Genomic DNA, 24,092 nt, shown 5'->3' with positions numbered 1-24,092 from the left:
AAGCCTCCTCAGCGACGGCCGCCCATGGCGCCGCGCGGAGCCGGACCATCCTGGATTTCCTGCGACTTGCGGTCGCGGGCTGCCGGGTCGTGCTCCATGATCTCGCCTTTGAAGATCCAGACCTTGATCCCGATGATACCATAGGGGGTCGTGGCTTCGACGTTGGCGTAATCGATATCGGCGCGCAGGGTGTGCAGGGGCACACGACCTTCGCGATACCACTCGGTCCGTGCGATCTCGGCACCGCCCAGACGGCCGGCGACGTTCACCCGGATGCCGAGCGCGCCCATGCGCATGGCGTTTTGCACCGCGCGCTTCATGGCACGACGGAACGACACACGACGCTCGAGCTGCTGTGCGATGTTCTCGCCCACCAGACGTGCGTCCAGCTCGGGCTTGCGAACCTCGACGATGTTGAGGTGCAGCTCGGAGTCGGTCATCTTCGACAGCTTCTTGCGCAGGACTTCGATGTCCGCGCCTTTCTTGCCGATGATGACACCCGGACGTGCGGTGTGAACCGTCACGCGGCACTTCTTGTGCGGGCGCTCGATGATGACACGGGCAACGCCGGCCTGCTTGCACTCTTCGTGGATGAACTCGCGGATCGCGATGTCTTCCAGAAGCAGGTCACCGTAGTCCTTGGTGTCGGCGTACCAGCGGCTGTCCCAGGTGCGGTTGACCTGGAGGCGCATGCCGATCGGATTGGTCTTGTTACCCATTAGGCTTGCTCCTCGATCTGGCGCACCTTGATGGTGATTTCCGAGAACGGCTTGTTGATGCGGCCGAAGCGACCACGTGCCCGGGGACGGCCACGCTTCATCACAAGGTTCTTGCCCACGTACGCCTCGGCGACGACGAGCTCGTCGACGTCAAGACCGTGGTTGTTCTCGGCATTCGCAATGGCGGACTGAAGGCACTTCTTCACGTCCACGGCGATCCGCTTTTTCGAGAAGGTCAGGTCCGTAAGGGCCTTTTCGACCTTCTTGCCACGGATCAGCGCGGCCACCAGGTTCAGCTTCTGCGGCGACGTACGCAGCATGCGGAGCTTTGCCATCGCCTCGTTGTCCGCCACGCGGCGGGGATTCTTATCCTTGCCCATGGCTTACTTCCTCTTGGCTTTCTTGTCGGCCGCGTGCCCGTAGTAGGTGCGGGTCGGCGCGTATTCACCGAATTTCTGACCGATCATGTCTTCCGACACGTTCACCGGAACGTGCTTCTGGCCGTTGTAGACGCCGAACGTCAGGCCCACGAACTGGGGCAGGATCGTCGAGCGACGCGACCAGATCTTGATAACTTCGTTCTTGCCGCTTTCGCGAACCTTCTCGGCCTTCTTGAGGACGTAGGCATCGACGAAAGGGCCTTTCCAAACAGAGCGCGACATATGTTAGCGACCCTTCTTCTTGGCGTGGCGCGAGCGGATGATGAGCTTCTGCGACGCCTTGTTGGTGTTGCGGGTGCGCTTGCCCTTGGTCGGCTTGCCCCAGGGCGTCACCGGGTGACGGCCACCGGAGGTCCGGCCCTCACCACCACCGTGCGGGTGGTCGATCGGGTTCATCACGACACCACGGACCGACGGACGCTTGCCCATGTGGCGGGTGCGGCCGGCCTTGCCGAAGTTCTGGTTGCTGTTGTCGGGGTTCGACACGGCACCGACGGTGGCCATGCATTCCTGACGCACCATCCGCAGCTCGCCCGAGGACAGGCGGATCTGGGCGTAGCCGCCGTCACGGCCGACGAACTGGGCGTAGGTGCCCGCGGCGCGTGCGATCTGACCGCCCTTGCCCGGCTTCAGCTCGATGTTGTGGACGATCGTGCCGATCGGCATGCCCGAGAACGGCATCGCGTTGCCCGGCTTGATGTCCGCCTTCGCGCTTGCCACGATCTTGTCGCCGATGGCGAGACGCTGCGGCGCGAGGATGTAGGCCTGTTCGCCGTCGTCATACTGGACGAGCGCGATGAAGGCGGTGCGGTTGGGGTCGTATTCGATGCGAACGACGATGCCGTTCACGTCGATCTTGTTCCGCTTGAAATCGACGATCCGGTAGAGACGCTTTGCGCCACCGCCGCGGCGGCGTGCAGTGATCCGTCCGGTGTTGTTACGGCCGCCCTTCTTCGTCAGACCCTCGGTGAGGGCCTTGACGGGACGTCCTTTGTACAGCTCCGAACGGTCGATCAGCACCAGCCCGCGCTGGCCCGGCGTCGTCGGTTTGTACGACTTGAGTGCCATGCTTCTGTCTTCCGTTTGCAGACGGGTGGAGGATCCACCCTATGTGTTAGCCCCCTCGACTGTGCGTCCGCAGGTGGCCGGTCGTGTAGGCCCCCGAAGGTGCCCGGTTCGATGCCCCGGGACGACGCCCCGGACAAAACGCGAAGCCCCGGACGAATCCGGGGCTGTTGCGGATGCCCCCCTTTAGAGATCGTCGCCCTGCCGGTCAAGGGCACACGGGCGAAAGCGCCCGGTTTGCCGCACGTGGGCCGAAAGGGCGACGATATCCAAGCGCTGTCGGGAGTGGCTTCACAAGAGAAAAGGCCCCCGCAGCGCTGCGGGGGCCCTTCCAATTAAGTTCAGCGGGGCGCCTGCCCCACCGGGCTCAGAGGCCGGTCGACACGTCGATCGTGTTGCCCTCTTCGAGGGTCACGTAGGCCTTCTTCACGTCGTTCCGGCGGCCGATCTGGCCCCGGAACCGCTTGACCTTGCCCTTGGTGATGGAGGTGTTCACGGCCTTGACCTTGACATCAAAGAGCGCCTCGACGGCCTCTTTCACCTGGGGTTTCGTCGCGTCGATCGCCACTTCGAAGACCACCGCGCCGTGCTCGGACGCCATAGTGGACTTCTCGGTGATGACCGGCTTGCGGATCACGTCGTAATGTTCGGGCTTCGCACTCATTTCAGTCGAGCCTCCAGAGCTTCGACACCCGCCTTCGTGAGCACCAGCGTGTCACGCTTGAGGATGTCATACACGTTCGCACCCATGCTGGGGAGCACGTCGAGACCGTCGATGTTGGCCGCGGCACGAGCGAAGTTCTCGTTGACCGAGGCGCCGTCGATGATCAGGGCACGCTTCCAGCCCAGGCTCTTCACCTGCGCCGCGAGGGCCTTGGTCTTGCCTTCGGCTTCGGTGTTGTCGATCACCACGAGGGCGCCCGACTTCGCCTTGGCCGACAGGGCCATCTTCAGACCCAGAGCGCGGATCTTCTTGGGAAGATCATGCGCGTGGCTGCGCGGGGTCGGACCCTTGTAGATACCACCCTTGCGGAAGATCGGCGCCTTGCGCGAGCCGTGGCGTGCGCCACCGGTGCCCTTCTGGCGGTAGATCTTCTTGGTCGAGTAGCTCACTTCCGAGCGGGTCTTGACCTTGTGCGTACCGGCCTGCGCCTTGTTGCGCTGCCAGCGGACGACCCGGTGCAGGATGTCGGCGCGCGGCTCGAGATCGAAGATCGCGTCCGTCACCTCGACCTCGCCCGCGGCGGAGCCGTCCAGGTTGATCACGTCGAGTTTCATTCGTCGCCTTCCTTCTTCTCGGCCTGGATTTCAGCTTCCGCTTCCTTCAGGGCCTCTGCTTCGGCTGCTGCCTGCTCCTTGGCGGCGGCCTCGGCTGCTGCGGCTTCCTCGGCGGCGGCCTGTGCGGCGGCTTCCTCGGCGGCTTTCGCGGCTTCGTCAGCTGCGGACTTCAGCGCTGCCGGCAGAATGGCGTTCTCGGGGAACGGCTTCTTGACGGCGTCCTTGATGGTCACCCAGCCACCTTTCGAACCCGGAACCGCGCCCTTGATCATGATCAGGCCACGGGTCGCGTCGGTCTTGACGACCTGCAGGTTCTGGGTGGTGACACGGACGGCGCCCATGTGGCCCGCCATCTTCTTGCCCTTGAAGACCTTGCCCGGATCCTGACACTGGCCGGTCGAACCGTGCGAACGGTGCGAGATCGACACGCCGTGCGAGGCCCGCAGACCGCCGAAGTTGTGGCGCTTCATCGGGCCGGCGAAGCCTTTACCGATGGTCGTGCCCGCGACGTCGACGAACTGGCCTTCGAAGTAGTGGTCCGCGGTGATCTCTTCGCCGACCTTGATCAGGTTCTCGGCGTCGACGCGGAATTCCGCGATCTTCCGCTTCGGTTCAACCTTGGCAACGGCGAAGTGGCCACGCATGGGCTTCGAGACGTTCTTTGCCTTGATCGAGCCGGAACCGAGCTGAACGGCGGTGTAGCCGTCCTTGTCCGCGGTCCGCTGTGCCACGACCTGGCAACCTTCGAGTTGGAGAACGGTCACAGGAACCTGCTTGCCGTCTTCCATGAAAAGCCGGGTCATGCCGACTTTCTTTGCGATGACTCCAGAGCGCATCATGACGTCTGCCCTCCTTACACCTTGATCTCGACATCCACGCCGGCGGCGAGGTCGAGCTTCATGAGCGCGTCCACCGTCTGCGGGGTCGGGTCCACGATGTCGAGCAGCCGCTTGTGGGTGCGGATCTCGAACTGGTCGCGGGATTTCTTGTTCACGTGGGGGCCACGAAGAACGGTGAATTTCTCGATCTTGTTCGGCAGCGGGATCGGTCCGCGCACTTGCGCGCCGGTCCGCTTGGCGGTGTTGACGATTTCCTGGGTGCTGGCATCGAGCACGCGGTAATCGAACGCCTTGAGCCGGATACGGATGTTCTGGTTCATCGAACAGTCCTGTTATTGGCATTTGAGTTGAGAGGAGGAGACAGGACCACCCTGCACCCTCGTCGAACCCGGTCGGAGGCGGGGCCCCCTTAAAGCAGACGGGCGCCGAAGCACCCGTCCAGAAATCCTTGCAGGCGCGCCGGATAGTGCCGGGCGGACTGCGAGTCAAGCCCCTTTAGGGGATGACGGATCAGCGCATCGCCCCGAAGGGCGATGCTTCCGAAATCACTCGAGGATTTTCGAGACGACGCCGGAGCCGACGGTGCGGCCGCCTTCACGGATGGCGAAGCGCAGGCCGTCTTCCATCGCGATCGGGGCGATCAGCTCGACCTCGAACTTCAGGTTGTCGCCCGGCATGACCATCTCGGTGCCCTCGGGGAGGGTCACGGTGCCGGTCACGTCGGTGGTCCGGAAGTAGAACTGCGGACGGTAGTTCGCGAAGAACGGCGTGTGACGGCCACCTTCTTCCTTGGTCAGGATGTAGACCTCGGCTTCGAACTTCGTGTGCGGCGTCACCGAACCCGGCTTGCAGAGAACCTGGCCACGCTCGACGCCTTCACGGTCCACACCGCGAAGCAGCGCGCCGATGTTGTCGCCCGCTTCACCACGGTCCAGCAGCTTGCGGAACATTTCCACACCGGTGCAGGTCGTCTTCTTGGTGTCGCGGATACCCACGATCTCGATCTCGTCGCCGACGTTGATCACGCCACGCTCGACACGACCGGTCACAACCGTGCCGCGGCCGGAGATCGAGAACACGTCCTCGATCGGCATCAGGAACGGCTGGTCGACAGCGCGCTCGGGCTGCGGGATGTACTCATCCACGGCCGCCATCAGTTCCTTGATCTTCTCTTCGCCGATCTCGGGATCACGGCCTTCCATCGCCGCAAGCGCCGAGCCCGCGATGATCGGAATGTCGTCGCCCGGGAAGTCGTACTCGGACAGCAGCTCGCGGACTTCCATCTCGACGAGCTCGAGGAGCTCCTCGTCGTCCACCTGGTCGACCTTGTTCAGGAACACGACCATCGCGGGGATGCCCACCTGGCGGCCGAGCAGGATGTGCTCGCGCGTCTGCGGCATCGGGCCGTCAGCCGCGTTCACCACGAGGATCGCGCCGTCCATCTGGGCCGCACCCGTGATCATGTTCTTCACGTAGTCGGCGTGGCCGGGGCAGTCGACGTGCGCGTAGTGGCGGTTCTCGGTCTCGTACTCGACGTGGGCGGTCGAGATCGTGATGCCGCGGGCCTTCTCTTCCGGCGCGCCGTCGATCTGGTCGTACGCACGGAAGTCACCGAAGTACTTCGTGATCGCCGCCGTCAGCGTCGTCTTGCCGTGGTCAACGTGACCGATCGTGCCGATGTTGCAGTGCGGTTTGCCGCGCTCAAACTTTTCCTTTGCCATCTTCTTAAGACGCCTCGCCTTTTCAGGGGCCCCAAGTGACCCGGTTTTGCATCGCGGGCCGTTTATTGGCTTGCAACGGGAAAATCAAGCGGTTGATGCGCCGGACGCGGCGGGAAAGCGCGCTCTGCAACGGGTTTGGCACGCCCCGCGCGCCGCGGAGCGTCAACTCGCCGCGTCGGCGGGCGCGTCGTCCGCTTCGGCAGGATCCTCGGCCCCGGCCTCCGGCGCGGGCGCCATGGCGGGTGCGGAGGCGGTGGCGTTGGCCTCGGGGCCACCGAACCAGCCTTCCTCGCGCTGCTTCCGCCGCATCCACTTCTCGATCTGGAGCGCCACGTTGACCGACAGGTTGCGCATCTGCTCGGCCTTGGACTGGGTGACGCCGGAGCCCACGACCGTCTCGGCCGAGAACGACTCGAGGGCGGTGATCTGCTCGGGCTCGGCGTTCAGCTTGGTCTGGGTGGCGTCGTCCCACACCGTCACCCGCACGATCAGCGCCGACTTCGGGCTGAAGACCAGCGGCACGCCGGGCTGCGCCAGCACGTAGCCCTCGATGCTGATGCCGAGATGGTAGAACTTTTCCCCGTCGTAGCGGCGGAAGCGCTCCTCGATCGCGGCGTCGACCTCGTCGATCCACTCCTCGGGACTGGCCTCGCGCGAGACGGGGCCCTTGACGATGTTGGGCGCGACCACCGCCGCGTGTCCGAGCTTGAAATCTCCCAACGGGTCGGCCTGCTTCTCGAGATCGCGCTGGCCGTTCGCGCAGGCGGCAAGGCCGAGAACGAGGCCGAGAACGGGGATCAGACGGAACATGGGGCCTCCTGCGGGCTGGGGTGCCGCGCAGGGATAGCGCAGCGGCCCCCCGCGCGCAAATGCAGTGATGCTGCGGCCCCGGGGACACGCCGACGCGCCGTCGCGCGCTCTGCCCTTGCCTTGCCGGCCGCGCGCGCCAAGATCGTAGGACATCCTGCAACCGGACCGGACCGATTTCCTTGCTGCCACGCGCCTTTACCGCCCTTGTCCTGCTGCTCGCGACCTTGCTTGTCGCCGGCTGCGCCACGCCGCCCCCGCACGAATTGCCGCGCCCCAGCGACGGCGACATCGCCGAGCTTGCGCGTGAAATCACCGCGCTCGGACCCGACATCGACCCGGCCGAGGCCCGCCGGGCCGCGCAGATCGCCTATGACTACCCGCTGCGACTGGCGGTGCGCTACGAGATCGAGGATCCGCCCTACATCCACAACATCAAGGTGAACCAGGGGATCAAGCCGCGCGGCCTCTGCTACCAGTGGGCCGACGACCTCGAGGCCCGCTTGCGGCAGGAAGGGTTCACGACGCTCGAGTTGCAGCGCGCCATCGCCAACTCCGAGAACGCGTTCCGCATCGAGCACAGCACGGTCGTGGTGACCGCGCCGGGCGACAGCATGTACGACGGCATCGTGCTCGACCCGTGGCGCTACGGCGGCGAGCTCTACTGGGGCGCGGTGACCGAGGATCACAAGTATCCGTGGCTGCCCCGGCAGGAGGTGTTCAAACGCAAGCGCCTGCGCGCCGGCGGGATGGCGGCGGCGCGCTGAGGCCGCCGCCGCTCGGGATCGCTCAGCGCAGGACGTGCACCGCGCAGTTCGCGTGACGCACGACCTGTGTCGCCGTCGAGCCCAGCAGCATGTCGCCCATGCCCGGCCGGTGCGACGCCACGACGATGAGGTCGATGCCGTTGTCCTCGGCAAAATCGAGGATGGTGCGGCCCGAGTGTCCCTCGACCACCAGCCCCTTGGCTTGACCGAACTTCGCCGCCATCGCGTCGAGCTCGGACTGGATCGCGTCGCGGGACTGCTTGAGGTAATCCGGCGGCATGTAGCTGATCGCGTAGCCGGGGATATGCTCCATCACGTGCAGCAGGGTGATCTCCGAATCGTCGGCAGCCAACTGCTTGGCCACCGCCATGGCCGCCTCCGCCTTGGCGTCACTGTCGAATGCGATGGGGACCAGGATATTCTTGTACATGAGGTGGCCTCCTTTCTTCCTGGCATGAAGATACCTATCCCTAAGAGTATCACATTGATCCATATCACCTGCCGCCCGCCGGGGCCGGAACACATTTCGGGCACAATTCGCCGTTAAACCGTTTTTCAGGCCGCAGAACGCGCCGCACCCGATCCCGCCGCCGGAGGCCCACCCTCCCGGCTCCCACGAGATCGGCGTGCCCGGCAGCGCGGCCCGTCCCGACACCGCCGCCCTGCCCTTCCCGCAACCCCGAGAAGTGAGACCCGAGCGATGCGTTACCTGATTGCTGAATCGAGTTGGAAAATGGTGAGTTTGGCCAAGGCCGTGGCCGACAGCGGCACGCTGGTCACCCGCTGCGAGGCCAGCGAGGAGGTCGAGGACTACCACGAGATGGGCACGCACGACCTGCTGGTGATCGAAGCGCGGCAGGTGATGCGCCAGAGCGCCCTGAGCCGCCTGCGCGAACTGCGCCCGCGCACCCCGATCGCCGTGGTCGCCCGTGACCCCGAGCCCGAGCAGATCGCGGCATGGATCATGTCCGGTGCCGACACGGTGTTCGACGGCAACACGCCGCTACCCGAGATGCTGGCACGGCTCTCCGCGGTCGCGCGCCGGGCGCACGGGGTACCGCAGCGTCTGCTGGAATGCGGGCCGCTGCTGTTCGATCTCGATGCACGACGGGTGCACATGGGCACCGTGACGCTGTCGCTCTCGCCGAAACTCTACGAGATCCTCGAATACCTCGCGCTCCGCCCCGGCGCGCTGGCCTCGCGCGAGGCGCTGCTGAGCCACGTCTACGGGTTCGAGAACGAACCCGCGCCGCGGGTCTTCGACGTCTACATGTGCAACCTGCGCAACCACCTTTCCGGGGTGGCCGATGCCATGCGGATCGAGACGGTGCGCGGCTCGGGTTACCGGCTGGATGTCACGGACCGGCGCGCGGCCCCCCGCGCCCCGGCAAGGATCGGCGCCGCAGCCTAGCCGTAGGCGGCGACCACGTCGTACATCACCGGCTCGAAACTTCGGCTCAGCTCGTTGAAGCGGCGGTTGCGCGCGCGCATCTCGTCGCTTCGCAGCATCGCCTGGAAGTCCTCGCGACGGGTCCATTGCGAATAGTTTGCGATGCGCGTCTGCGCGTCGTTCACATGCAACCCGGCGGCGATGAAGCCGGGCTGTTTCGAGATGAAGCTGTCGTAGGCATCCTGCAGGGCATCGAGAAGATCCTGGCAGTTGCCGGGGCTTGTCTCGAAGGTGGTGATGACGGTCTGGCAGTCGCTCGGGCTGGTGATCTCTGGCATGGCTTTCCTCCGTTCCCTCTAGCAGTCTGGCACGGAACCCTGCGCCCCGCCAAACCTTTCCATACACGCCGAAATCCGCCATGTGCCCGCGCCCGCCGGCCGCTTGCTTGACAGATGCGCAACAGGAACGCGAAACAGGGCCGAACAGAAAAGAAAAGGCGGCGCATTCGTGCCCGAGACCTGATAAGGTCCCAATCACAATAAAGAAGAGACAGGCATGAAGAGCGGTTCCCAGACGATCGACGAGCCCCTGCGCGAGGAGATCATCTCGCGCCCCGACATGATCCTCGACGACCGGGATCTGATGCAGGCCCTCATCGCCGCCAACGAGCGGGCCATGGGCGGCAACATCGTGGACCTGCGCGGCATAGCGATGGAGCGCCTCGAGGCACGCCTCGAGCGGCTCGAGGACACCCACCGCAGCGTCATCGCCGCCGCCTACGAGAACCTTGCCGGGACGAACCAGATTCACCGCGCCGTGCTGCGGATGCTCGACCCGGTCGAGTTCGAGCCCTTCCTGCATGACCTGCGCGGCGAGGTCGCCGACATCCTGCGCGTCGACAGCGTGCGGCTGGTGCTCGAATCCGGCCAGACCGAGGACGATCCGGCAGTGCGCAAGCTCGGCGACGTGCTTTCGGTCGCGGAACCCGGCTTCGTCGAGGCCTATGTCACCGAGGGGCGCAACATCCCGCTGCGGCAGGTCACCCTGCGCCAGCTCAGCGAGGGCGACCCCGAGATCCACGGCAACAAGGCCGCCTGGATGCGCTCGGAGGCCTGCCTGACGCTCGACTTCGGCACCGGCCGCCTGCCCGGCCTGCTGGTGCTCGGCTCCGAGGACCCGCATCTCTTCACGCCGCAGCAGGGCACCGACCTGCTGGGCTTCTTCGCCGGCGTCTTCGAACGCGCCATGCGGCGCTGGCTCTCGTGACCCTCGAGATCTCGGGCGCCGCCCGCGACGCGCTCGAGGGCTGGCTCACGGCATCGCGCGCGCTCAAGGGTTCCGCGGAGAATACGATCACCGCCTACCGCAACGACGTGCTCGACTTCATCGTCTTTCTCACCAGCTATCACGCCGAGCCGCAGGGGCTTAAGGCGCTCGCCCGGGTGACCACGCCCGACATGCGTGCCTTCATGGCGCATCTGCGGGCCGAGGGCGCCTCGCCCCGTTCGATGGCGCGCAAGCTGTCCGCCGTGAAGAGCTTCTACCGCTGGCTCGCCGAACGCGAGGGCTTCGAGCCGACCGCCGTCCTCTCGGCCCGCGCGCCGAAGTTCCAGAAGAAGCTGCCCCGCCCGCTCGGCGAAGACGCGGCCCGCGCCATGATCGACACCGTCGAGATACAGGCCGCCGACAGCTGGGTCGGTGCCCGGGACGCGGCGGTGGTCACGCTGCTCTACGGGTGCGGGCTGCGGATCTCGGAGGCCCTGAAGCTCACCGGTGCCGACTGGCCGATGGGCGACTCGCTCCGGATCACCGGCAAGGGTGGCAAGGAGCGGATCGTGCCGGTGCTGAAGGTCGCCCGCGACGCGGTGGCGACCTACCTGCAGCTCTGCCCCTTCGAGCCCGAGCCGACCCAGCCGCTCTTTCGCGGCAAGCGCGGCGGTGCACTGAACCCGCGGCTGGTGCAGAAGGTCACCGAGAAGGCGCGGATGCAGCTCGGCCTGCCCGCCACGGCCACGCCGCACGCCATGCGTCACAGTTTCGCGACGCATCTGCTGTCGGCCGGCGGCGACCTGCGGGCGATCCAGGAGCTGCTGGGCCACGCGTCCCTCTCGACCACGCAGGCCTATACCTCGGTGGACAGCGTGCACCTCATGAAGGTCTATAACGCCGCCCACCCCAAGGCGGGCTGAGGGGCCCTGCCCCTCGCAATGGTTCGGTAAATCTTTTCCGAAAGGATTTGCCCGGCACTCCCGCCGTGCCTACGTTCAGCGCAAGATCCGGAGGACACCATATCCATGAAACTGCTCAAGGCCGGCCCGTCGCCGTTCGTCCGCAAGGTGCTTGTCACGCTGCATGAAACCGGCCAGTTCGACGAGGTCGAGCAGGTGCAGGTGACCGCCTCGCCTCTCGACCCCGATCCCAATCTCACCGCCGCGAACCCGATGGGCAAGATCCCCGCGCTGATCCGGCCCGATGCTCCGGCGCTCTATGACAGCCGCGTCATCTGCCGCTTTCTCGACCACCGCGCGCAGGCCGGGCTCTATCCCGACGCGCGCCTGTGGGACACGCTGACGCTCGAGGCGACCGCCGACGGCATGATGGAAGCGGCGGTGCTCATCGTCTACGAAGAGCGCTTTCGCCCGTCCGAGAAGGTTTCGCTCGATTGGATCGAGGGGCAATGGGCCAAGGTCTCGCGCGCGCTCGATGCGCTCGAGACCCGCTGGATGAGCCACCTGCACGGACCGCTCGACATGGGCCACATCGCCATCGGCTGCGCGCTCGGGTATCTCGATTTCCGGCATGACGTCCGCAAGTGGCGCACCGGGCGCGACTCGCTGGCCGACTGGTACGAACGTTTCGCCGACCGCGAGTCGATGATCGCCACCGAACCGGACCGCTGACGCGGGGCTTGCAAGACCACGCCCGCCCCCGTAAGCCCCGGCAACGCCGCCGATAAGGAGGATCTGCCATGCGGATGCGCGACACCTTCCTGAAACCGATGCACCCCGAGGGACGCAAGTTCGTCGCGATCTTCGCCGTCGTCTCGCTCGTGCTGTTCCTGATCTGGGAGCCGCTCGGCTGGATCGGCGTGGGCCTCACGGTCTGGTGCTACTACTTCTTCCGCGACCCCGACCGCGTCACGCCCACGCGCCCCGGTCTCGTCATCAGCCCCGCCGACGGCATCGTCTCGCTGATCGAGCCCGCCGTCCCCCCGGCCGAGCTGGGCATGGGGCCCGAGCCGCTGACCCGCGTGTCGGTCTTCATGTCGGTCTTCAACTGCCACGTGAACCGCTCTCCGGTCGCGGGCGAGCTGGTCAAGCTCGCCTACCGGCCCGGCAAGTTCCTGAACGCCTCGCTCGACAAGGCGTCCTCGGACAACGAACGCAACGCGCTGCGGCTTCGCATGGCCGACGGGCGCGAGATCGCCGTGGTGCAGATCGCGGGCCTCGTGGCGCGCCGCATCATGTGGTGGAAGAAAGAGGGCGACTGGATCGATCGGGGCGAGCGCTTCGGCCTCATCCGGTTCGGCTCGCGGCTCGATGTCTACCTCCCCGACGGCGTGCCGCCGCTGGTCAACATCGGTCAGACCATGGTCGCGGGCGAAACCGTGCTCGCGGACCTCGGGCTCGAGGCCGGCGATGACCACTGAACCCGGCGAACCCAGTGGCGACCGCGGACAGGAGAAGCTGACCCTGGTTCAGCTTCTGCCCAACATGCTGACCGTCGTGGCGATCTGCGCCGGTCTCACGGCCATCCGCTCGGGGCTTCAGGGCTCCTACGAGGTGGCGGTGCAGCTCATCCTGCTGGCCGCCGTGCTCGACGGGATGGACGGCCGCCTCGCCCGCGCGCTCAAGTCCGAAAGCGGCATGGGCGCCGAGCTCGACAGCCTCGCCGACTTCCTGAACTTCGGCGTGGCGCCGGGGATGCTGCTCTACACATGGGCGCTCGAGGACAGCCGCAGCGTCGGCTGGCTCGCCGTGCTGACCTTTGCGATCTGCTCGGTGGTGCGGCTCGCCCGCTTCAACGTGCAGCGCAAGTCCGAGGACAAGAGCCACGACAACGCCTATTTCACCGGCGTCCCCTCCCCCGCCGGCGCGATGCTGGTAATGCTGCCGATGTTCCTCAGCTTCGGGCTCGGCACCGGCCCGGTGCTGCCCGACGTGATCCTCGCGATCTGGATGGTCATCATCGGACTGCTGATGATCAGCCGCATTCCCACATGGTCGTTCAAGACCACCCGGATTCCGCGCAAGAACGCGAAGTTCTTCCTCGTGGCGGTCGCCGTGGCGCTCGCCGCCGCCGTGACCTACGCGTGGATCACGCTGGTGGCTTTCTGCGTGGCCTATGTCGCCTCGGTCATCATCATGCTGCCGCGCCGCCGCCGCGCGATGTCCGACGACTGAGCGACAGCGCGTCCCATCCGGGGCTGCCGACCGGCGCCCCGCCCCTTTGAAGGAAACCGGCATGGCCGATCAGGATGAAGAGTGGGTCTACGACGAGGCCAGCGGCGAGTGGCGCCCGGCCTCGGAGGTCGCACAGGAGCAGGCGGTCGAGGTGCGCGACGCCGCCGGCAACCTGCTGAGCGACGGCGATTCCGTGGTGCTCGTCAAGGATCTCAAGGTGAAGGGCGCGGGCCAGACCCTGAAGCAGGGCACGGTGATCCGTTCGATCCGGCTGACCGACACACCGGAAGAGATCGACTGCCGGCACGACACCATCAAGGGCCTCGTGCTGCGAACCGAGTTCGTGCGCAAGCGATAGCCGCCGCCTCGGGCCGCTGAAGGAAACACAAAAAAGCGCCCCGAGGGGCGCTTTTCGCGTTTCGACCTGCGGTCAGGATCAGAACCTGTAGGAAATGCCGATGTTCAGCGCATTGGTCTTGATGTCGGTGGACAGCGACCCGCCGCCATCGAGATCGGCCTCGTTGCTGGAATAGACGAACTGGTATTCCCCGAACGCCGAGAAGCGCTCGTTGATCGGGTAGCTGACCCCGGCGACAAGCCGCATCGCCGGACCGGTCAGCTGGTAGCCGTAGGTCTTGTCACCGGCCGTGGTCGACACGTCGACATGCGGCACCGCGACACCGAGACCGCCGCCCACGTAGGGCGTGGCGCTGCCCCACTGCTCCGGCCAGCGCTTCATGGCGTTGACCGTGATGATGTTGTGGCCGTCGGTGAATTCGAGGTTGTCGAAGCCAAGCGCTGCCTTCTCGTCGTCGGGGGCGTAGACCTTGGTGTGGGTCATCTCCAGCGCGAGGCCGAAGGTGTCGGTCTTCCACCAGGTGCCGCGGACGCCGTAGTAGGGCGGCATATCGAAGCTCTTTCCCTCCCAGCCGATCAGCTCGTCGTAGTCCGCGCCGGTGCCGGGGAAATCCCCCGAGATCCGGCTGTGCGGTGCGGTCTGCCAGCCGGTGTAGCCGGAAATTTCGAACTCGCCCGCGGCGACCTGCGACGCGGTGACGGTTGCGACCGAAAGGGTCGCGGCAAGAATCAGTGTCTTCATGGGATTGCTCCGGGCGCTCGGGTGCCGATGCATTGCTCATATACCTTTCGGCATGCGAGTTTCAATTGCGACAGATGCGCACTACTTGGGATCACGACTTCATGATTGCTTTACGGACACATGACAGATCGCTAAACACGCCAGCGGAAAGCCGTATCGGGACGCGGCAATCTTAGGGATTCTGGCCAGCACTAGGCCATGAGGAATGGAGAATACCCCGTGACACAAGCAGAAGATCACGAAGGCACTCGGAGGGATTTCCTCTACTATGCCACCGCCGGTGCGGGTGCCGTCACCGCCGGCGCAGCCGTCTGGCCGCTGGTCAACCAGATGAACCCCTCCGCCGACGTGCGCGCGCTCAGCACGATCCGCGTCGATGTCTCCGGCGTCGACACCGGGACGCAGCTGACCGTCAAGTGGCTCGGCAAGCCGGTCTTCATCCGCCGCCGCACCGAGGCCGAGATCGAGGCCGCGCGCGAAGTCGACCTCAGCGAACTCGTCGATCCGGTCGCGCGCAACGCCAACATCGCCGGCGCCGCCGACGCGACCGACCAGAACCGTGCGCTGGACGACACCGGCGAATGGCTCGTGATGATGGGCGTCTGCACCCACCTCGGCTGCGTTCCGCTGGGCAATGCCGGCGAATACACCGCCGGCGGCGTGGGTGGCTGGTTCTGCCCCTGCCACGGCTCGCACTACGATACGGCCGGACGCATCCGCAAAGGCCCCGCCCCGCAGAACCTGCCGGTTCCCACGGCGGAATTCGTCGAAGAAACCACCATTCTGCTGGGATAAGGGAGGGCGCAGATGTCCGGTATTCCGCACGACCATTACGAACCGAAGACGGGTGGCGAGCGCTGGCTGCACAAGCGGCTGCCGATCGTCGGTCTTCTCTACGACACCATCATGATCCCCACTCCCAAGAACCTCAACTGGATGTGGATCTGGGGGATCATCCTGACCTTCTGCCTCGCGCTGCAGATCGCCACCGGCATCGTGCTCGTGATGCACTACACGCCGCATGTCGACATGGCCTTTGCCAGCGTCGAGCACATCATGCGGAACGTGAACGGCGGCTTCATGCTGCGCTACCTGCACGCGAACGGCGCGTCGCTGTTCTTCGTCGCCGTCTACCTGCACATCTTCCGCGGCCTCTACTACGGCTCCTACAAGTCCCCGCGCGAGGTGACCTGGATCGTCGGCATGCTCATCTACCTCTGCATGATGGGCACCGCGTTCATGGGCTACGTGCTGCCCTGGGGCCAGATGTCCTTCTGGGGTGCGACCGTGATCACCGGCCTGTTCGGCGCCATCCCGTTCATCGGTGAACCGATCCAGACCTGGCTGCTGGGCGGACCGGCGGTGGACAACGCCACGCTGAACCGCTTCTTCTCGCTGCACTACCTGCTGCCCTTCGTGATCGCGGCGCTGGTCGCCGTGCACATCTGGGCCTTCCACACCACGGGCAACAACAACCCGACCGGTGTCGACGTCCGCCGCACCTCCAAGGCCGACGCCAAGAAGGACACCGTGCCCTTCTGGCCCTACTACGTCATCAAGGACGTCTTCGCCCTCGCGGTGATCCTGATGATCTTCTGGGCCATCGTCGGCTTCATGCCGAACTACCTCGGCCACCCCGACAACTACATCGAGGCGAACCCGCTCGCGACACCTGCGCACATCGTTCCGGAATGGTACTTCCTGCCGTTCTACGCGATCCTGCGTGCCTTCACCTCCGAGGTGTGGGTCGTGCAATGGGCCTCGGCGCTGACCGGCGGCATCATCGACGCGAAGTTCTTCGGCGTGCTCGCCATGTTCGGTGCCATCATCGCCATGGCGCTGGCGCCCTGGCTCGACACCTCCTCGGTGCGCTCGGGCCGCTACCGCCCGCAGTTCAAGTGGTGGTTCTGGCTGCTGGTCATCGACTTCGTCGCGCTGATGTGGCTTGGCGCCATGCCTGCGGCCGAACCCTATGCCAGCTTCTCGCTCATCGGTGCGGCCTACTGGTTCGGCTACTTCTTCGTGATCCTGCCGCTGCTCGGCGTGTTCGAGAAGCCGCTGCCGCAACCCGCAACGATCGAAGAAGACTTCGAGGCCCACTACGCGAAGTCCGGCGGCACCAAGACCGTCTCGACCCCGGCCGAGTGACATTGAAAGGACAACGACCCATGTTCAAGAAACTTGCCCTTTCGACCGCAATGGCTCTCGGCCTTGCCACCGGCGGCGCTTTCGCCGCCGGAGAGGGTGGCCACGTCGAGGACTTCAGCTTCTCCTTCGAGGGGCCGTTCGGCACCTACGACCAGGCGCAGCTGCAGCGCGGCCTCAAGATCTACACCGAGGTCTGCTCGGCCTGTCACGGTCTGCGCTACGTGCCGATCCGGACCCTTGGCAGCGAGGCCGGCCCCGGCATCCCCGAGGACCAGGTCCGCGCCTACGCCGAGCAGAACTTCGAGGTCTTCGACGAGGAACTCGACGACTACCGCCCTGCCCGGCCGACCGACAACTTCCCCGCCAACACCTCGCTTGGCGCCCCTGACCTGTCGCTGATGGCCAAGGCGCGCGCGGGCTTCCACGGCCCCTACGGCACTGGCCTGAACCAGCTGGTGAACGGCATGGGCGGCGCGGAATACATCGCGTCGCTCCTGACCGGCTACACCGGCGAGGAAAAGGAAGAAGCGGGCACGCTGTTCTACGAGAACACCGCCTTCCCGGGCGGCTGGATTTCGATGGCGCCGCCCCTGCAGGGCGAAGACGTCGAATTCGACGACGGCCACCCGAACTCGCTTCACCACGAGGCGCAGGACGTCTCGGCGTTCCTGATGTGGGCGGCCGAGCCGAAAATGATGGCACGCAAGCAGGCCGGCTTCGTCGGCGTGATCTTCCTCGGTGTCCTGTCGGTGCTGCTCTACCTCACCAACAAGCGCATCTGGCGCCCGATCAAGCACAAGCACGAAGAAGCCTGATCGCGGCCCATCGCCAACAAGAAAGCCCCGCCCGACCGGCGGGGCTTTTTTCATGTCCTGCGCAATGGCTGTCTAGCCGAGGTAGGCGCGCAGTGCCTCGGGCGGATCCGCAAAGAGCGCCTCGGTCGCGCGCGGCGCGGCGGCGATGCCCTCGGCCACGAGCACCGTCTCGTCAGCAAAGCGCCGTGCGTCCTGCGGATCGTGGCTCACCAAGAGCACCAGCGCGCCGAGCTCGCCCGAGACTTCGCGGACCAAAGCCAGCATCTCGTCCTTGAGCGCGGGGCCAAGCGCGGCGAACGGCTCGTCCAGCGCGATGACCGGCCGTTTCTGCAGGAGCACCCGCGCGAGCGACGCACGGCTCTGCTGGCCGCCCGAGAGTGCACCCGGTTTGCGCGCGCCCATGCCATCAAGACCCACGCGCTCCAGCGCGCGGTCCACGGCGTCAGCCTCGGCCGGGGTCACCCGGCGCCCGTCAGGGCGCAACGCAAGCCCGAGATTGCGGCGCAGGTCGAGATGCGGAAAGAGGTTGTTTTCCTGGAACAGCATCGCGACGGGCCGGCGATCCGGGGGCTCGTCGGTGATGTCCTGCCCCTGCCAGAGCACCCGCCCCTCCCCGGGCTTTCGAAACCCGGCGATGAGGTCGAGAAGCGTCGACTTGCCTGCCCCCGATGGCCCGATGATCGCCACCCGTCGCCCCGCTGCGAGGCTGAAGTCGGCGGACAGCGCATAGTCGCCCTCTTGGAAGCGCAGGGCCTCAAGCGTCAGCATCGATTCTTCCTCCGCGATCGAACAGCCAGAACACCCCGAAGCTCAGGAGCAGCAGCAGAAGCGCCGCGCCGGCGGCCGCATCCATCTGGTAGGAGCCCATCAGCCGGTAGACCTGCAACGGCAGCGTCGCCCGGTCGGGGTCCGCGAAAAGCGCGATGACCCCGAGGTCCCCCATCGACAGCGCGGCGGTCAGCCCGGCGGCAAATCCGAGCGGGCGGCGCAGGCGCGGCAGCAGAACGAGCCGCAGCCAGGCGAAGGGCGTCAGCCCCAGCGATTGCGACAGGCGGCGATAGTCCTTCCGGATCGCCTCGGCCTCGGGGCGCAGGATGCGCAGCGCGAAGGGCAGCGCCACCAGCGCGTTGACCAGCGCCGTGACCGGCAGGGCCAGCGAAAACGGGTTCGCAAACGGCCTCACGATCAGGAACAGCCCGGTGCCGAGCACCAGCGGCGACAGCGCGATACCGGCGAGCCCCACGAGCTCGCCGCCGCGCGTCGACAGCGGCAAGGCCCAGCAGAGGCAGAGCGCCGTCGATCCAAGCGCCACCGTCGCGGAATGGCCAGCGGCCTGCCAGGTGGCCGCCCCCAGATCTGCAAGATACGGCAGCCCGCGGATCACGACGCTCAGAAGCGGTGTCAGCAGGAAGAGCGCCGCAAGCGCGATCCACAGCGTATCGCCGATACGGGCGGCCGCGCCCTGCCCGTCCCAGCGGTGCCGGATGCGGTCGAGACCCGCACCGAAACCATCCCCTGCCCCGAGCTTCAGCGCCACGAGCCCCGCGCATAGAGCAAGCCCGAGCTGGATCACCGACAGCAGCGCCGCGCGGCCCAGGTCGAAATCGAAGCGCACCGCCTGGTAGATCGCCAGCTCCACGGTCGTCGCGCGCGGCCCGCCCCCCAGCGTCAGCGCAACAGCGAAGCTTGACAGGCAGATGACGAAGATCACCGCGAAGGCGCCCGGCGCGATGCGCAGCAGCATCGGCGCCTCGAGCACCCGGAACATCGCCCCGGGCGTCAGCCCGAGCGAGGCCGCAAGCCGAAACCGTTCGGCCGGAATGGCAAGCCAGCCCTGGAGGATGAGACGCACGGCGAGCGGCAGGTTGAAGAACACATGCGCGAGGATCACCCCGTGCACGCCGTAAACGGTCATGCCCGGCAGACCAAGCCCACGCAGCGCGAGGTTCACGAGACCGTTCTGGCCGAAGACCGCGATCAGCCCCAGCACCGCCACGATCACCGGCAGGATGAAGGGCGCGCCCATAAGCGCGACGAGCGCCCCACGGCCGCGAAAACTCCGCCGCGCCAGCGCCCGCGCCACGGGGACTGCAAGCGCGACACTCAATCCCGCGGACAGAGTGGCCTGCATCAGGGTGAACCGCAGCGCCTGCCACTCGTTCGCCCCGAGGCTGCCCCAACCGCCCGCGCGGATCAGCACCGCGACGACCGGCCCGAGCGTGAGCACCGCCACGGCAAGCGCGGCGAAAACCGCGATGCCCCGGCCTGGGCGCACCATTGATTTCCCGAAGCCGCGGGTCAGCGCGACAGCGCCCGGCGCCATGCCTCGATCGCCTCGTCGCGCAGCGCGGCCGCCTCGTCCTCGGAATAGAAAAGCACCTTCTCGGGCAGATCGAGTTCCTTGAAGCCCTCGGGCCATTTCTCGCGCGGCAGCGCCGCCGGGAAGGACCAGTTGCCGGTCGCGATCATCTCCTGGAACGGCTCGCTCAGGATGAAGGCCATGAAGTCGTCCGCCAGCTCGGGCTGGTCGGTGCTTGCGACCTTGGCGGCCAGTTCGACCATGAAGTAATGCCCCTCGGGGAAGATCGCCGCCTTCTTCGTTCGATCGTCCTCGGCGATGATGTGATAGGCGGGCGAGGTCGTATAGCTCATCACCATGTCGGCCTCGCCGTCGGTGAAGAGCCCGTAGCTTTCCGACCAGCCCTTCGTCACCGTGAGGATCTTGGGGGCAAGCTCCTCCCAGGCTGCCTCGGCCTCGTCGCCGTAGACCGCCTGAACCCAAAGCACCGTGGCCAGCCCGGAGATCGAGCTGCGCGGGTCCTGGATCACGATCTTGAGGTCGTCCGGCGCGTTCAGCAGTGCGTCGAAGCTTTGCGGCGGCTCGGGCAGACGCTCGGTGTCGTAGACAAAGGCCGTGTGCCCGTAGTTGTAGGGCAGGAAGATCTCGTCATCCCACTCGATCGGCAGCGTCAGCGGCGACAGGTCCTGCCCGTGGGGCGCGAAGAGCCCGCTTTCGCGCGCCTTTTTCGTGACGTCGGTGTTCAGCCCGAAGACGACGTCCGCTTCGGTGCGGTCGCCCTCGAGCAGAATGCGCGGCAGCAGGTCGCCGGGCTTGAACTGGAGGTCGCAGTCGCACTGCGCCTCGAACATCTCCTCGATCTTCGGGCCGGGGCCCCATTCCGAGACGATGTAGTCGCCTGCGTAAACGGTGAGAACGGGTGTATCCGCCAGCGCGGCGCTGGCTGTGAGAAGTCCCGCTGCAGCGGTGGTGATGGCCTTCATGGCATCCTCCAGGCTTGCGGCGAGAGGGCAAGACCGGGCGCGAGGCCGTCACCTTCCCTCCGCCGGTGTTAACCGGTTCAGGTTCAACGGGTTCGCAAGATGCATCTCAGCCCGGCCGCGGATCGGCCGGACACCCCGAGGTATCGGGAGTCGTAGTGCCGCAACCCGCCCCGCGCAAGGTGAAATGCCTTGAGACGGCGCCGCCGCTGCCCTAGGAACCCTTCGGACAAGGAGACTGCGCCCATGAGCATGAACACATTCGGCCACCTGTTCCGCGTCACCACCTGGGGCGAAAGCCACGGTCCCGCGCTCGGGGCCACGGTGGACGGCTGCCCGCCGGGGGTCGCGGTTGACGAAGCGATGCTGCAGCACTGGCTCGACCGTCGCAAGCCGGGGCAGAACCGCTACACGACGCAGCGGCGCGAGCCCGACGCGGTGCGCATCCTGTCGGGCGTGTTCGAGGGGCAGACCACCGGCACCCCCGTGCAGCTGATGATCGAGAACACCGACCAGCGGTCCAAGGACTACGGCGACATCGCCGAGAAGTTCCGGCCCGGTCACGCCGACATCACCTACTGGCAGAAATACGGCATTCGCGACTATCGCGGCGGCGGACGCTCGTCGGCGCGGGAAACCGCCGCGCGCGTCGCTGCCGGAGGGCTCGCGCGGGCCGCTCTCGCCGCTCTGGCCCCGGGCCTCGAGATCACCGGCTACATGGTGCAGATGGGTCCGCACGCGATCGACCGGTCGCGGCTGGACCTGGCGCAGGTGGGCGAGAACGCCTTCTGGTGCCCGGATGCAGAGACGGCCGAGACCTGGGCCAACTACCTCGACGACCTGCGCAAGAGCGGCGACAGCGTCGGCGCGGTGATCGAGGTCGTGGCGCGTGGTGTCCCTGCGGGGCTTGGCGCCCCGGTCTATGGCAAGCTCGACACCGACCTTGCGGCGGCAGCCATGTCGATCAACGCGGTCAAGGCGGTGGAGATCGGCGAAGGCATGGCGGCGGCGGCCCTGCGCGGCTCGGAAAACGCCGACGAGATCACCATGGGTCCCAACGGGCCGGAGTACAGCTCGAACCACGCGGGCGGCATCCTTGGCGGCATCTCGACGGGGCAGGACGTCGTGCTGCGGTTCGCGGTGAAGCCAACCTCTTCGATCCTCACCCCCCGCCGGACAATCACGAAGTCCGGCGAAGAGACCGAAATCGTCACGAAGGGCCGTCACGACCCCTGCGTAGGCATCCGCGCCGTTCCGGTGGGGGAAGCCATGGTGGCTTGCGTGCTGCTCGACCATCTGCTCCTGCATCGGGGACAGGTCGGAGAGAACCGCGGCAAGATCGGGTGACCTTTCCTGTCCCGTGACATGCAGCTTGCCGTCTTCCCCTGGGTTCGCGTTCCGGAGAAAGACGGCAGCGCGTCATGCTGATCTAGAAATCCTCCCAGAGGTCCATGTCGGCACCAGCCGCACGTTTGGGAGGCGCGACCGGGACATCCTGCACGGCCATCTCCGGGACCTCGATCTCGGCGATCGGCGCAGCAACGGGCGTGACCTCCTCGAGCTCAGGCGCCTCCATCCCCATGAAGCGGTTCAGGACGCTGCTCAGGCGATCCGCCTCGGCACTGAGTTGCTGGCTTGCCGAACTCGTCTCGCCGACCATTGCCGCGTTCTGCTGGGTGACCTTGTCGAGTTCCGCCACGCCTACGTTGATTTCCTCAAGACCCGCTGACTGCTCCTTGGCCGCAGAGGCGATCTCGCCCACCATGTCGGAGACCTCGGTGACATAGCCCACGATCTCGGACAGGGTCGCGCCGGTCTGCTCGACGAGCAGCCCCCCGTCCTTCACCTGTTGCGAGCTGTTCTGCACGAGGGCCTTGATCTCGCGAGCCGACTCCGAGGCCCGTTGCGCCAGCGACCGCACCTCGGAGGCGACGACCGAGAAGCCTTTGCCGCTTTCGCCGGCGCGCGCCGCCTCGACCCCGGCATTCAGCGCAAGCAGATTGGTCTGGAAGGCGATGTCGTCGATGACTCCGATGATCTGCGTGATCTGGTCCGAAGAGGCCGCGATCGAACTCATTGCCTGAAGTGCGCGCTCCATGACGGTCCCGCCTTCCTCGGCGCGGCGGCGCCCCTCGCCAGCACGACGGTCGGCGGCCTCGGCCCTGTCTGCCGCGGAGCGGACACTGCCCGACATCTCTTCGAGTGCGGCGGCAGATTCCTCGAGCGTGGCAGCCTGCACCTCGGAGCGGCGCGACATCTCGTTCGACATCTTGGACAGTTCCTGAGAGTTCCGCTGGACCATCTCGGCGGAATCCTTGAGCGAGCCGACCATGTCGCCGATCTGCTCGGCCAATTCATTGAAATCGTCGCAGATCTTCTTGTAGTCGGTCCCGAGATCATTCCATTCGGCGCCATCCAGACGCTCGGCCACCTGCCCTTGGGCGAGCTGGCCCATCGCCTCTCCCAGGGCACTGAAGAGCGCGACGCGTCGCTCGTTTGCCACCCGCTCGCGGCGGTCCGTCTCTTCGGCCTTTTTCAGCTGATCTCGCAGGCCCGCGAGATTGCGGGCAATGGCGCCGGCTTCATCGCCGCGCTCCTGCCCCGTGATTTCATGTTCAAGCGCACCGTCGGCGATGCTTTGCACGCTTTGCGCGGCAGTCTGGAAGGGACGAGCCAAAACGCGACCGAAGATCAGCACGCAGCCGAGTCCGAGGAGCACTGCAAAGCCATTCAGCCCTAGCAGGATGACGTTTCCATCCCGGACTGTCACATCGGTCTGCCTTTCCGACACATGAAACGCCTCGATGATTTCGTCGCGAAGGCTGTCCACCGTCGTGCGCATTTCATCCAGCGCGGGAAGGACCGTGTCAGAGACGATGGCGTCTCGCTCGAAAATCGTCACCCCCGGTGACCCAAGGAAGTCGACGGGCTGCACAAGGGTCTGGGCGATCTCTGCGACGCTCTGGAATTCGGGAACGAAATGAGGTCGATAGGCTGCCTCGGTATCGGTCCTGGTGAACACGTCGTCGGCTTCGTCCACCAAGGTTGAGAGTGTCGCGATCTCTTCGCGAATTTCGTCCAGCACGTCGTTGCTGCTGTGCTCGAATTTCAGGAAGCCCGCCGCGATCCGTTCGATCCGCTCTTCAAGCAGCGACAACGCGCGGTTCTGGGAGGTGATGTCGTGCCCATAGTGGATCGCATCGGCCAGCCGGGCCTGCACGCCCCAGGAAATCGCCGCCACCACCAGGATCTGCAGCACGAAAACCGTGCCGAGCATCAACACCTGGGTCCGAATGGGAAACCTGCTCATCATCGCTCCAAC

29 protein-coding genes and 1 riboswitch are annotated in these 24,092 nt (G+C 66.1%); of the genes, 12 read left to right on the top strand and 17 right to left on the bottom strand.

What is annotated here, in order from left to right:
- Nucleotides 1–8 precede the first annotated feature (8 nt).
- The 10 genes from rpsC to D6860_RS21870 form a co-directional block, all read right to left on the bottom strand.
- Nucleotides 9–719, bottom strand: a complete 711-nt coding sequence (gene rpsC, locus D6860_RS21915; RefSeq protein ID WP_017467396.1) for a 30S ribosomal protein S3 — start codon at nucleotides 717–719, stop codon at nucleotides 9–11.
- Nucleotides 719–1,099: a 50S ribosomal protein L22 gene (rplV, locus tag D6860_RS21910; protein ID WP_017467395.1), complete on the bottom strand. Its 381-nt coding sequence runs from the start codon at nucleotides 1,097–1,099 to the stop codon at nucleotides 719–721. Before rplV ends, rpsC begins: the two co-directional genes overlap by 1 nt.
- Before the next feature lie 3 nt (nucleotides 1,100–1,102).
- The gene (gene rpsS / locus D6860_RS21905) at nucleotides 1,103–1,381 is read right to left on the bottom strand and encodes a 30S ribosomal protein S19 (RefSeq protein WP_008883583.1); all 279 of its coding nucleotides are present in this window, start codon (nucleotides 1,379–1,381) and stop codon (nucleotides 1,103–1,105) included.
- A gap of 3 nt (nucleotides 1,382–1,384) precedes the next feature.
- Nucleotides 1,385–2,227, bottom strand: a complete 843-nt coding sequence (gene rplB / locus D6860_RS21900) for a 50S ribosomal protein L2 (RefSeq protein ID WP_076623418.1) — start codon at nucleotides 2,225–2,227, stop codon at nucleotides 1,385–1,387.
- A 364-nt stretch (nucleotides 2,228–2,591) separates the two neighbouring features.
- On the bottom strand, nucleotides 2,592–2,888 hold the full coding sequence (locus D6860_RS21895; protein ID WP_076623417.1) for a 50S ribosomal protein L23: 297 nt from the start codon (nucleotides 2,886–2,888) through the stop codon (nucleotides 2,592–2,594).
- Nucleotides 2,885–3,502 carry a 50S ribosomal protein L4 gene (gene rplD, locus D6860_RS21890; RefSeq protein WP_076623416.1) on the bottom strand — a complete coding sequence of 206 codons (618 nt, stop codon included), beginning with the start codon at nucleotides 3,500–3,502 and terminating at the stop codon, nucleotides 2,885–2,887. The genes D6860_RS21895 and rplD overlap by 4 nt, the downstream gene beginning before the upstream one ends.
- Complete coding sequence (gene rplC, locus D6860_RS21885) at nucleotides 3,499–4,341, bottom strand: 50S ribosomal protein L3 (protein WP_076623415.1); 843 nt, start codon at nucleotides 4,339–4,341, stop codon at nucleotides 3,499–3,501. Before rplC ends, rplD begins: the two co-directional genes overlap by 4 nt.
- Nucleotides 4,342–4,355: 14 nt before the next feature.
- Nucleotides 4,356–4,661, bottom strand: a complete 306-nt coding sequence (gene rpsJ, locus D6860_RS21880; protein WP_017467315.1) for a 30S ribosomal protein S10 — start codon at nucleotides 4,659–4,661, stop codon at nucleotides 4,356–4,358.
- 225 nt (nucleotides 4,662–4,886) lie between these two features.
- On the bottom strand, nucleotides 4,887–6,062 hold the full coding sequence (tuf, locus tag D6860_RS21875) for an elongation factor Tu (protein ID WP_017467314.1): 1,176 nt from the start codon (nucleotides 6,060–6,062) through the stop codon (nucleotides 4,887–4,889).
- Nucleotides 6,063–6,224: 162 nt separating this feature from the next.
- Nucleotides 6,225–6,872, bottom strand: a complete 648-nt coding sequence (locus D6860_RS21870; RefSeq protein ID WP_076623405.1) for a hypothetical protein — start codon at nucleotides 6,870–6,872, stop codon at nucleotides 6,225–6,227.
- A gap of 179 nt (nucleotides 6,873–7,051) precedes the next feature.
- On the opposite strand from D6860_RS21870, the gene D6860_RS21865 reads away from it, so the two are divergent.
- Nucleotides 7,052–7,636: a hypothetical protein gene (locus tag D6860_RS21865; RefSeq protein ID WP_229743288.1), complete on the top strand. Its 585-nt coding sequence runs from the start codon at nucleotides 7,052–7,054 to the stop codon at nucleotides 7,634–7,636.
- A 22-nt stretch (nucleotides 7,637–7,658) separates the two neighbouring features.
- On the opposite strand, the gene D6860_RS21860 is transcribed toward D6860_RS21865, so the two are convergent.
- Complete coding sequence (locus D6860_RS21860; protein WP_076623404.1) at nucleotides 7,659–8,066, bottom strand: universal stress protein; 408 nt, start codon at nucleotides 8,064–8,066, stop codon at nucleotides 7,659–7,661.
- A gap of 303 nt (nucleotides 8,067–8,369) precedes the next feature.
- Between D6860_RS21860 and D6860_RS21855 the strand changes: the two genes are divergently transcribed.
- A complete protein-coding gene (locus tag D6860_RS21855) occupies nucleotides 8,370–9,047 on the top strand; it encodes a winged helix family transcriptional regulator (RefSeq protein WP_229743287.1) in 678 nt (225 codons plus the stop codon).
- Here D6860_RS21855 and D6860_RS21850 read toward each other — a convergent pair.
- Nucleotides 9,044–9,364: an antibiotic biosynthesis monooxygenase family protein gene (locus tag D6860_RS21850; protein ID WP_076623402.1), complete on the bottom strand. Its 321-nt coding sequence runs from the start codon at nucleotides 9,362–9,364 to the stop codon at nucleotides 9,044–9,046. The genes D6860_RS21855 and D6860_RS21850 overlap by 4 nt on opposite strands.
- A gap of 217 nt (nucleotides 9,365–9,581) precedes the next feature.
- On the opposite strand from D6860_RS21850, the gene D6860_RS21845 reads away from it, so the two are divergent.
- From D6860_RS21845 to D6860_RS21820, 6 genes are all read left to right on the top strand, one after another.
- On the top strand, nucleotides 9,582–10,292 hold the full coding sequence (locus D6860_RS21845) for a DUF484 family protein (protein WP_017469625.1): 711 nt from the start codon (nucleotides 9,582–9,584) through the stop codon (nucleotides 10,290–10,292).
- The gene (locus D6860_RS21840) at nucleotides 10,289–11,215 is read left to right on the top strand and encodes a tyrosine recombinase XerC (RefSeq protein ID WP_076623401.1); all 927 of its coding nucleotides are present in this window, start codon (nucleotides 10,289–10,291) and stop codon (nucleotides 11,213–11,215) included. Before D6860_RS21845 ends, D6860_RS21840 begins: the two co-directional genes overlap by 4 nt.
- Nucleotides 11,216–11,320: 105 nt before the next feature.
- On the top strand, nucleotides 11,321–11,926 hold the full coding sequence (locus tag D6860_RS21835; RefSeq protein WP_076623400.1) for a glutathione S-transferase: 606 nt from the start codon (nucleotides 11,321–11,323) through the stop codon (nucleotides 11,924–11,926).
- Nucleotides 11,927–11,994: 68 nt separating this feature from the next.
- Nucleotides 11,995–12,675: a phosphatidylserine decarboxylase gene (locus D6860_RS21830; protein ID WP_076623399.1), complete on the top strand. Its 681-nt coding sequence runs from the start codon at nucleotides 11,995–11,997 to the stop codon at nucleotides 12,673–12,675.
- The gene (pssA, locus tag D6860_RS21825) at nucleotides 12,665–13,429 is read left to right on the top strand and encodes a CDP-diacylglycerol--serine O-phosphatidyltransferase (RefSeq protein ID WP_017469359.1); all 765 of its coding nucleotides are present in this window, start codon (nucleotides 12,665–12,667) and stop codon (nucleotides 13,427–13,429) included. The genes D6860_RS21830 and pssA overlap by 11 nt, the downstream gene beginning before the upstream one ends.
- 61 nt (nucleotides 13,430–13,490) lie before the next feature.
- Nucleotides 13,491–13,787 carry an alkylphosphonate utilization protein gene (locus D6860_RS21820; protein ID WP_076623398.1) on the top strand — a complete coding sequence of 99 codons (297 nt, stop codon included), beginning with the start codon at nucleotides 13,491–13,493 and terminating at the stop codon, nucleotides 13,785–13,787.
- A 78-nt stretch (nucleotides 13,788–13,865) separates the two neighbouring features.
- Here D6860_RS21820 and D6860_RS21815 read toward each other — a convergent pair whose 3' ends face one another.
- The gene (locus D6860_RS21815) at nucleotides 13,866–14,528 is read right to left on the bottom strand and encodes an outer membrane beta-barrel protein (RefSeq protein WP_017468407.1); all 663 of its coding nucleotides are present in this window, start codon (nucleotides 14,526–14,528) and stop codon (nucleotides 13,866–13,868) included.
- Between the two features lie 219 nt (nucleotides 14,529–14,747).
- Between D6860_RS21815 and petA the strand changes: the two genes are divergently transcribed.
- The 3 genes from petA to D6860_RS21800 are packed head-to-tail and all read left to right on the top strand — an operon-like array spanning nucleotide 14,748 to nucleotide 17,491.
- Nucleotides 14,748–15,323 carry a ubiquinol-cytochrome c reductase iron-sulfur subunit gene (petA, locus tag D6860_RS21810; protein WP_017468406.1) on the top strand — a complete coding sequence of 192 codons (576 nt, stop codon included), beginning with the start codon at nucleotides 14,748–14,750 and terminating at the stop codon, nucleotides 15,321–15,323.
- 12 nt (nucleotides 15,324–15,335) lie between these two features.
- The gene (gene petB / locus D6860_RS21805) at nucleotides 15,336–16,676 is read left to right on the top strand and encodes a cytochrome b (RefSeq protein WP_076623397.1); all 1,341 of its coding nucleotides are present in this window, start codon (nucleotides 15,336–15,338) and stop codon (nucleotides 16,674–16,676) included.
- 20 nt (nucleotides 16,677–16,696) lie between these two features.
- On the top strand, nucleotides 16,697–17,491 hold the full coding sequence (locus D6860_RS21800) for a cytochrome c1 (protein WP_076623396.1): 795 nt from the start codon (nucleotides 16,697–16,699) through the stop codon (nucleotides 17,489–17,491).
- A 72-nt stretch (nucleotides 17,492–17,563) separates the two neighbouring features.
- Here the strand turns inward: D6860_RS21800 and D6860_RS21795 are convergent, their stop codons facing one another.
- Genes D6860_RS21795 through D6860_RS21785 form a run of 3 tightly spaced genes read right to left on the bottom strand, consistent with a single transcriptional unit; the run spans nucleotide 17,564 to nucleotide 20,773 of the window.
- Nucleotides 17,564–18,259, bottom strand: a complete 696-nt coding sequence (locus D6860_RS21795) for a thiamine ABC transporter ATP-binding protein (RefSeq protein ID WP_076625342.1) — start codon at nucleotides 18,257–18,259, stop codon at nucleotides 17,564–17,566.
- The gene (locus D6860_RS21790; protein WP_076623395.1) at nucleotides 18,246–19,814 is read right to left on the bottom strand and encodes a thiamine/thiamine pyrophosphate ABC transporter permease ThiP; all 1,569 of its coding nucleotides are present in this window, start codon (nucleotides 19,812–19,814) and stop codon (nucleotides 18,246–18,248) included. The genes D6860_RS21795 and D6860_RS21790 overlap by 14 nt, the downstream gene beginning before the upstream one ends.
- A complete protein-coding gene (locus tag D6860_RS21785; RefSeq protein WP_076623394.1) occupies nucleotides 19,790–20,773 on the bottom strand; it encodes a thiamine ABC transporter substrate-binding protein in 984 nt (327 codons plus the stop codon). Before D6860_RS21785 ends, D6860_RS21790 begins: the two co-directional genes overlap by 25 nt.
- 37 nt (nucleotides 20,774–20,810) lie before the next feature.
- Nucleotides 20,811–20,921, bottom strand: a riboswitch (TPP riboswitch).
- 95 nt (nucleotides 20,922–21,016) lie between these two features.
- Between D6860_RS21785 and aroC the strand changes: the two genes are divergently transcribed.
- Nucleotides 21,017–22,117 carry a chorismate synthase gene (gene aroC, locus D6860_RS21780; RefSeq protein ID WP_076623393.1) on the top strand — a complete coding sequence of 367 codons (1,101 nt, stop codon included), beginning with the start codon at nucleotides 21,017–21,019 and terminating at the stop codon, nucleotides 22,115–22,117.
- Nucleotides 22,118–22,199: 82 nt separating this feature from the next.
- Here the strand turns inward: aroC and D6860_RS21775 are convergent, their stop codons facing one another.
- Nucleotides 22,200–24,047, bottom strand: a complete 1,848-nt coding sequence (locus D6860_RS21775) for a methyl-accepting chemotaxis protein (protein WP_229743286.1) — start codon at nucleotides 24,045–24,047, stop codon at nucleotides 22,200–22,202.
- Nucleotides 24,048–24,092 lie beyond the last annotated feature (45 nt).

It is taken from the genome of Salipiger sp. D13 (assembly GCF_003703915.1).
Taxonomy (GTDB): Bacteria; Pseudomonadota; Alphaproteobacteria; order Rhodobacterales; family Rhodobacteraceae; genus Salipiger; species Salipiger profundus.
This window is presented reverse-complemented; position numbering and strand designations above follow the sequence as displayed.

What these genes read in the sequence shown, in the direction of transcription:
- pssA (WP_017469359.1), top strand. Translation starts at nt 12,665, where the DNA reads ATGACCACTGAACCCGGCGAACCCAGTGGCGACCGCGGACAGGAGAAG.
- D6860_RS21895 (WP_076623417.1), bottom strand. Translation starts at nt 2,888, where the DNA reads ATGAGTGCGAAGCCCGAACATTACGACGTGATCCGCAAGCCGGTCATC.
- rplV (WP_017467395.1), bottom strand. Translation starts at nt 1,099, where the DNA reads ATGGGCAAGGATAAGAATCCCCGCCGCGTGGCGGACAACGAGGCGATG.
- tuf (WP_017467314.1), bottom strand. Translation starts at nt 6,062, where the DNA reads ATGGCAAAGGAAAAGTTTGAGCGCGGCAAACCGCACTGCAACATCGGC.
- D6860_RS21835 (WP_076623400.1), top strand. Translation starts at nt 11,321, where the DNA reads ATGAAACTGCTCAAGGCCGGCCCGTCGCCGTTCGTCCGCAAGGTGCTT.
- D6860_RS21855 (WP_229743287.1), top strand. Translation starts at nt 8,370, where the DNA reads ATGGTGAGTTTGGCCAAGGCCGTGGCCGACAGCGGCACGCTGGTCACC.
- rplB (WP_076623418.1), bottom strand. Translation starts at nt 2,227, where the DNA reads ATGGCACTCAAGTCGTACAAACCGACGACGCCGGGCCAGCGCGGGCTG.
- D6860_RS21775 (WP_229743286.1), bottom strand. Translation starts at nt 24,047, where the DNA reads ATGCTCGGCACGGTTTTCGTGCTGCAGATCCTGGTGGTGGCGGCGATT.
- D6860_RS21790 (WP_076623395.1), bottom strand. Translation starts at nt 19,814, where the DNA reads ATGGCGCCGGGCGCTGTCGCGCTGACCCGCGGCTTCGGGAAATCAATG.
- D6860_RS21785 (WP_076623394.1), bottom strand. Translation starts at nt 20,773, where the DNA reads ATGAAGGCCATCACCACCGCTGCAGCGGGACTTCTCACAGCCAGCGCC.
- D6860_RS21820 (WP_076623398.1), top strand. Translation starts at nt 13,491, where the DNA reads ATGGCCGATCAGGATGAAGAGTGGGTCTACGACGAGGCCAGCGGCGAG.
- D6860_RS21815 (WP_017468407.1), bottom strand. Translation starts at nt 14,528, where the DNA reads ATGAAGACACTGATTCTTGCCGCGACCCTTTCGGTCGCAACCGTCACC.
- D6860_RS21870 (WP_076623405.1), bottom strand. Translation starts at nt 6,872, where the DNA reads ATGTTCCGTCTGATCCCCGTTCTCGGCCTCGTTCTCGGCCTTGCCGCC.
- rpsJ (WP_017467315.1), bottom strand. Translation starts at nt 4,661, where the DNA reads ATGAACCAGAACATCCGTATCCGGCTCAAGGCGTTCGATTACCGCGTG.
- D6860_RS21845 (WP_017469625.1), top strand. Translation starts at nt 9,582, where the DNA reads ATGAAGAGCGGTTCCCAGACGATCGACGAGCCCCTGCGCGAGGAGATC.
- rpsS (WP_008883583.1), bottom strand. Translation starts at nt 1,381, where the DNA reads ATGTCGCGCTCTGTTTGGAAAGGCCCTTTCGTCGATGCCTACGTCCTC.
- rpsC (WP_017467396.1), bottom strand. Translation starts at nt 719, where the DNA reads ATGGGTAACAAGACCAATCCGATCGGCATGCGCCTCCAGGTCAACCGC.
- D6860_RS21800 (WP_076623396.1), top strand. Translation starts at nt 16,697, where the DNA reads ATGTTCAAGAAACTTGCCCTTTCGACCGCAATGGCTCTCGGCCTTGCC.
- D6860_RS21860 (WP_076623404.1), bottom strand. Translation starts at nt 8,066, where the DNA reads ATGTACAAGAATATCCTGGTCCCCATCGCATTCGACAGTGACGCCAAG.
- rplD (WP_076623416.1), bottom strand. Translation starts at nt 3,502, where the DNA reads ATGAAACTCGACGTGATCAACCTGGACGGCTCCGCCGCGGGCGAGGTC.
- D6860_RS21795 (WP_076625342.1), bottom strand. Translation starts at nt 18,259, where the DNA reads ATGCTGACGCTTGAGGCCCTGCGCTTCCAAGAGGGCGACTATGCGCTG.
- D6860_RS21830 (WP_076623399.1), top strand. Translation starts at nt 11,995, where the DNA reads ATGCGGATGCGCGACACCTTCCTGAAACCGATGCACCCCGAGGGACGC.
- D6860_RS21850 (WP_076623402.1), bottom strand. Translation starts at nt 9,364, where the DNA reads ATGCCAGAGATCACCAGCCCGAGCGACTGCCAGACCGTCATCACCACC.
- rplC (WP_076623415.1), bottom strand. Translation starts at nt 4,341, where the DNA reads ATGATGCGCTCTGGAGTCATCGCAAAGAAAGTCGGCATGACCCGGCTT.
- petB (WP_076623397.1), top strand. Translation starts at nt 15,336, where the DNA reads ATGTCCGGTATTCCGCACGACCATTACGAACCGAAGACGGGTGGCGAG.
- aroC (WP_076623393.1), top strand. Translation starts at nt 21,017, where the DNA reads ATGAGCATGAACACATTCGGCCACCTGTTCCGCGTCACCACCTGGGGC.